We start from the raw sequence: 5373 nt of genomic DNA, 5'->3' as shown, positions 1-5373 counted from the left end.
CCCGCCAGTCAGCCGGCATCACGCTGAGCTCCGGCTGACGGCGCAGGGGCCGGTGATCACCGACCTCGGCTCGACCAACGGGACCTACGTGGGGGAATAGGTCAGCACGAAAGGACCGATCTGCACCGGGATGCCGGGGATCAGCGGGAACTCCTGGTGCGCCACCAGCCGCACGCCCCCCACGTAGGTCCCGTTGGTCGAGCCGAGGTCGGTGATCACCGGCCCCTGCGCCGTCAGCCGGAGCTCAGCGTGATGCCGGCTGACGGGCGGGATGGGAAGCACCAGCCCGTTGTCGGGCACCCGGCCGATGGTGAGGGAGTCGGCGGTGAGGTCCACCGTCTGGACGGTGGCCCCTTGAAGTTGGACGATGATCTGGCCTCTGGAGGTATCCATCTTCGCTCGAGCCGCAGTTTACCAACTCTAGAAAAAGTTAGCATTTTATCTTTCATAATCGATTTGCAAATACTAAGGCCCGGGCTCCTGCCTCACGTAGGTCTTGCCGTCCCACCGATAGACGGTCGTCAGATCGCAAACCAGGTCGTGCACTCCTTGGCTCCTCGAGGCCAGCACGCCGATCCGCTTGCAGGCGTAATTGTCTTCGAAGGAGAGGCCGCTGGAGAACTGCACCCTCCAGGAAATGCGCCCCCACCTTGCCCAGAAGCTTCCGATAATCCGGTCCTCCGCGCCGTCTCCGTCGAGGTCGTAGCGCAAGCTTCGCTCCTCGGCGGCGGTGAGGTCCGCAAGCTCCTCGGACTTCATCTCGGCGACGGCAAGAAGAGGTTTGAGCTCGCTTTTCTCCACCAGCACGGCGTTACCGTCCTCGAGGACGTACCGTTCGTGCACGTCGATAGGGTCGTTGGTGTTAAACCCCTCGTTACGCACTTCGACCACGACGCTCCACCGGCCCCGGTGCCGTTCGATCTCGGGTTCCTTGTAGGCATAGCCGAAAGGCTTGCTGCGGCTGAAGCGTCCGTTCCCCCGGTGCGACACGAAGAAGTACTCATCCAGGCAGCAGTTCCCGCCGCACCCCCCGTTCATGCGAATTAGCACGTCGCTGTACCCGTCCTCGTCGAAGTCCTTGGGGTAGAGGTCGTAGAAGCAGATTTCCTCCTTCTCGTCAATAACGACGTAAGCCTGATCCCCCGACCGTGCGACCAGCCGGTAGAACGGCGGGCCGGGCGTCTCGGTGTTGGGGTCTACCCGCTCATAGACCAGATCGTCCTTGGGCTTCGTTGGGTTGGGGGTTGTGTCCGGTGGGACTCCGAGGGAGCGCTCTGAAGCCCCGGGCGGTGGGGGAACAAGATTTCCTGACGGGGTATAGCTGACCCGATAGAGCCCGAGACCCGCTAGTCCTAACCCGATGACAGCAGCTACAGCCCAAACCCGCTTTGTAAGCCGCGACCTGTAAGCTTTATCTGGTTTGTCTTTATCCATAAAGGTCAAGCACCCTTCCTATTTGACATTTGAGATCGCACAACCCTTACCTAACGAAGAGGTATTCATGGGCAGCGTGCCTCGAACACGCCATCTTTCCCTAAGAGCTGGCACTTTACGGGAGTGCTTCCTACTCGAGTAAGTTCCACTTCAATGGTCGTACCCCTTAGGGGAAGGTTGAAGAGAAATTGCGGTGGCCCTATTCTAGATGCCTCAGCCCCTATTCTCTGCCTGTAAATGCCAGGTAAATACAATTGATTGGTAATGATGGTGGCGGTGACATCTGTCCATTTTTCCTAGTAGTAGCGTATTTCCTAAGTAGTAGCGTATGAATCTTATTCTTGAGCCGTAACAGCATTGGGGGGGCACGCCTCACCGAACGGGGAGCTTCTTGAGCTGTACCCGCTCGGTTCCGGCGAGCTTGAAGGTGTTCAGGGGTGGGTGATCTGTTTGATCAATACAAGGCGCGGTGTAGCTCTTGAGGACCACGGCATTTTTCTCGAAAGTCAGCACCTTTGAGACCACGCGGGCCGTCCGGATTTTCGGATAGCTAGGGCACTCAAAGACGAACACCTCGGGCAGCTCCGCGTACTTCACTTCAACCAACAAACCGAATAGCTTGCCCGAACCGCGGCTGTAGTTGACGATGTCCGCGTCCAGCCAGAACACCCCGCCCTCCTGGGTCAGCCTCACGCGCTCGTGCACCCGTAATATCTCGTCCCGGCCGTCCGCGTTGAGGTCCCCCACGTTGGCGATGTAGTGGCCTGCGGTCGTATAGTGAATGGCGCTAACCCCGACGGTCGCATCTGGCGGTGAGTCAACGAGATCAAAGTTACTGATCAAGATGGCTTTACTATAAGTCGCCTGATAGGGCGATACCTCATCACCGAAGGAGGGCTTGTCCTGGTTGTACAGCAGGATCTTCTCCTTGACCTTGGGCTGGGTGAAGGACCCTTCGATGTAACCGAGCAGCCATCCTGACGCCCTGGGGTAGTAGCCATCCCTCCTGAGTATCTCCTCGGCCGCGCGCTGCTCCTTGGAGCCGGACGGGGGCGGTATGAAGGGCCAGCTCCTGAAGTCAACCTGTGGGAGGACGAAGGGCTTGGATAGCCCAGACAGACTCATTAGGGTGATTAACAGCAGAGCCACTATGCTTCTCATAAAACAAGCATTTTGGAGAGCGCTACACAACTTGGGATATAAGCTTGGCGAAGCAGGCCAAAAGTAGGAGTAGACGAGTTATTGTTACCCCCTATAGCGGAGTAAAAGGCAATAGCACCACTTACGTGTTGTCCTAAGGCTATACATTTTCTCAATGTAATAAAAACTAAGACTGCTCAGGTACTTCATCCGTAATGATGAATCGAATGGCATCTTCAGTAAGAGCTGAGTACCCCGTTTTCTGACCCATCCTGACGTAGCTGCACAGGATGATATATTCCTTGGGGGGCTTAGTGTTAGCCTTGCCTTTCTCCATAAACCATAGTCCCCGCTCCCCATCTAGACCCATCACGAAGGTTTGGCACTCATCTACAAATCGTTTGCGCTCGATCTCAACTCCTAGTAATAAGCGGGTAAGGTCGGCTAGATATTCCATTTCGTAGTTGAGTATGCGTCCGGCTGTGCCAGGGGGCAGCAAGGCTTCAGCCTGAGCAATCCTCCCATAACTATCCCTTCCAACAGTTAACTTGAGCGGGTGATGCTCGACAATAGAGTACTCAGGCAGGTAAGTCAGGAAGCTTGAACCCCCCCTCCCAGACCCCTGAGAGGTGTCCACCGCACATTTGTACTTCTTGCAGAGCCATGTGCTCATCATGGAGGCGGTGGTGTTGTAGATGCCCAAAGAGGATGTGCTATTTTGACCCAGGGCAACGGCTAACAGCAGCACAAAGGTCAGCAGTTGTCTCATACTCTAAGCTCCTCCTACCAACGATCGGGCATTTGCTCAGCGATGATGAAGCGAACCACATCCTCGGTAAGGCCGGAGGGGCCTGGCTTCGAACTCCAAAACACGTGGTTGCACACGATGACGTAGTCTTTGGGGGGTCTGGTGTTGGATTTGCCCTTCTGCATCAGGTACATCCCTAGCTCTAGGGGTTTTAAGCCCATCACGTTCACCTGACACCCGTTTACGAAGCGCATCGGCTCAACCTCGAGCCCTAGCAGCAGGCGGGTGAGGTCGGTCAGGTACTCCCTTTCTTCGCGGTTGAAGATACGACCAGCCGTGCCGGGGGGCATAAAGACATCGGCACCGGTGATTCTTCCGTATTTGTCTCTGTATATGTACAAGTCAATAGTGCGCTGAGCGCTAGAAGCCTGTACAGCGTCCTTTGTGTGTTCAGTTAACTGAGTTATAAGAAGCGATTTTTCCTGTGTGTCAGCAACGCATTTATATTTCTTGCAGAACCAGATGCTCATCATAGGGGTGGTGGTGTTGTAAATGCCCAACTCAGGCGCTCTCTCCTGGGCCAGGGTTAAGGCAAGGCCCACCAGCACGAGAACACAAGCCATCTGCCGCATCGTTACTCCTTCTAAGCCACCCCCTATCACGATCTACGGCATTGCGAGGAAATTCAACTCCAGTAAGTTTGTAATCCCGGGATCGGAGGGGATATCGCTCAGATCGAGTTTGCACTCGAGTATGAAAGACTTGTATTTCCCAGACCTGTTGGCAAGACGACCTTCTTGAAGAACTTTTTCACCTACTCCTTTTGAATCGCGCTTTGCCAGTAAACACCTCCGCAAGAAGTCTTTTCCCATGCCTATACCTAAAAGGGATTGATATAAGTCGGAAATGTACTTCGTTTGTTCGGGCCTTACGCTCTTGACTATCGGTATCAAGGCATATAGCGCAACCATTATTGAGTCCTGATCTCTCGCTGCGTAAATGCTTTGGTTGGCTATTTGAGGATGCTTATTGCCGAAAGATCTTTCTAGGGGAATAGTCGTGTATAACTGCCCATGCTCCTCGCCAGGTTTGCATTTATATCGACCACAAAACACCGTGTTCATCAGGCTCCCTTTAGTGCCCAATACTCCGTTTGCAGAACTCTGAACAAGGGCAACGCCAACGAAGAGCAACACGATACCCACGGGAATCACACGCCATCGCCGTTTCAATCCAAGGGATCTTAGTTTCATGGCCTCAGCCACCCTCTAACCCTGGTGCTGTTGATCCGCCAGCGGACCTCACCGCCGACGAACACCTTCTCGAGCGGGAGTCTCTCCGTAACGTCGGTTTCAACATTCTGCTGCACGATGGTGACGTGGTCATCGCTGACCTCACCGATGATCGCGACATGGCCGGTAGTAGAATAGTGCATTACGATCAGATCGCCCTTCTGTGGCTTTGAAACGCTGCCTTTACCAGTAAATTTTCCTACTCTTCGGTCATAGCCGTGATCATTCATATACTGCCTGAGCTCGCGGTGATTTCCGCCGTCCTTGACTTCATCGCTAAAATAGGAGTGGGCATCCCCGCGGCCCTCAAATAAGAAACCGTGTTTGTAGTAGAAATAGCGTCGAATAAATTCGACGCATTGCCACTTTAATCCAAAATCATAAATTACCTTCCCATTGGAGTCTTTCAGTTTGTTTCTTCTATTATTGTTGCCTTCGTCGCGCGCATTATAATATACAGGAATACCATCAAGTGAACCAATTTGCTTTCCCCAGTAGGGGGATTTATACCCACTCGTCCTATCTGATCTAGAAGCGTTGTTAATTTCCTCGATCATTTGGGTATTGATCGTAATCCCTGAATTAGGCACCCACACAGCCGTAAGTCGGTAGATGGTGTCCTTTCCCCCCTCATCCTTGCCCAGCCACTCCCCCTCGAGGGTCTTGGGCTTGCCCCCTGGGCTGAAGCTGAGCCGCCCGTTGCGGAATTGCCGGGTCTGTCCCTGGAACTTGCCCGCGTCGTACTTCGCGGTGAACTCC

8 protein-coding genes are annotated in these 5373 nt (G+C 54.2%); 1 reads left to right on the top strand and 7 read right to left on the bottom strand.

Annotation, left to right across the window (positions count from 1 at the left end; genetic code table 11):
* The first annotated feature begins 34 nt into the window (after window positions 1-34).
* Window positions 35-100 (top strand): hypothetical protein, encoded by a 66-nt coding sequence (locus Mterra_RS23710; protein ID WP_420836705.1) that lies wholly within the window; start codon window positions 35-37, stop codon window positions 98-100.
* On the opposite strand, the gene Mterra_RS18360 is transcribed toward Mterra_RS23710, so the two are convergent.
* From Mterra_RS18360 to Mterra_RS18340, 7 genes are all read right to left on the bottom strand, one after another.
* The gene (locus tag Mterra_RS18360; protein WP_119316460.1) at window positions 85-393 is read right to left on the bottom strand and encodes an FHA domain-containing protein; all 309 of its coding nucleotides are present in this window, start codon (window positions 391-393) and stop codon (window positions 85-87) included. The two genes, Mterra_RS23710 and Mterra_RS18360, sit on opposite strands and share 16 nt — an antisense overlap.
* Window positions 394-465: 72 nt before the next feature.
* Window positions 466-1434 (bottom strand): hypothetical protein, encoded by a 969-nt coding sequence (locus Mterra_RS18355; protein ID WP_147372934.1) that lies wholly within the window; start codon window positions 1432-1434, stop codon window positions 466-468.
* Between the two features lie 372 nt (window positions 1435-1806).
* The gene (locus Mterra_RS18350; protein WP_119316458.1) at window positions 1807-2595 is read right to left on the bottom strand and encodes a hypothetical protein; all 789 of its coding nucleotides are present in this window, start codon (window positions 2593-2595) and stop codon (window positions 1807-1809) included.
* Between the two features lie 166 nt (window positions 2596-2761).
* Window positions 2762-3343: a hypothetical protein gene (locus Mterra_RS22035; protein WP_147372933.1), complete on the bottom strand. Its 582-nt coding sequence runs from the start codon at window positions 3341-3343 to the stop codon at window positions 2762-2764.
* Window positions 3344-3357: 14 nt separating this feature from the next.
* Window positions 3358-3954 (bottom strand): hypothetical protein, encoded by a 597-nt coding sequence (locus tag Mterra_RS18345; protein ID WP_119316457.1) that lies wholly within the window; start codon window positions 3952-3954, stop codon window positions 3358-3360.
* Window positions 3955-3987: 33 nt separating this feature from the next.
* On the bottom strand, window positions 3988-4575 hold the full coding sequence (locus tag Mterra_RS22030) for a hypothetical protein (protein ID WP_147372932.1): 588 nt from the start codon (window positions 4573-4575) through the stop codon (window positions 3988-3990).
* A partial coding sequence (locus tag Mterra_RS18340) for a CHAP domain-containing protein (RefSeq protein ID WP_119316456.1) occupies window positions 4572-5373 on the bottom strand: 802 nt, incomplete at its 5' end. The genes Mterra_RS18340 and Mterra_RS22030, both read right to left, overlap by 4 nt.

The organism is Calidithermus terrae, from assembly GCF_003574345.1.
Taxonomy (GTDB): domain Bacteria; phylum Deinococcota; class Deinococci; order Deinococcales; family Thermaceae; genus Calidithermus; species Calidithermus chliarophilus.
This window is presented reverse-complemented; position numbering and strand designations above follow the sequence as displayed.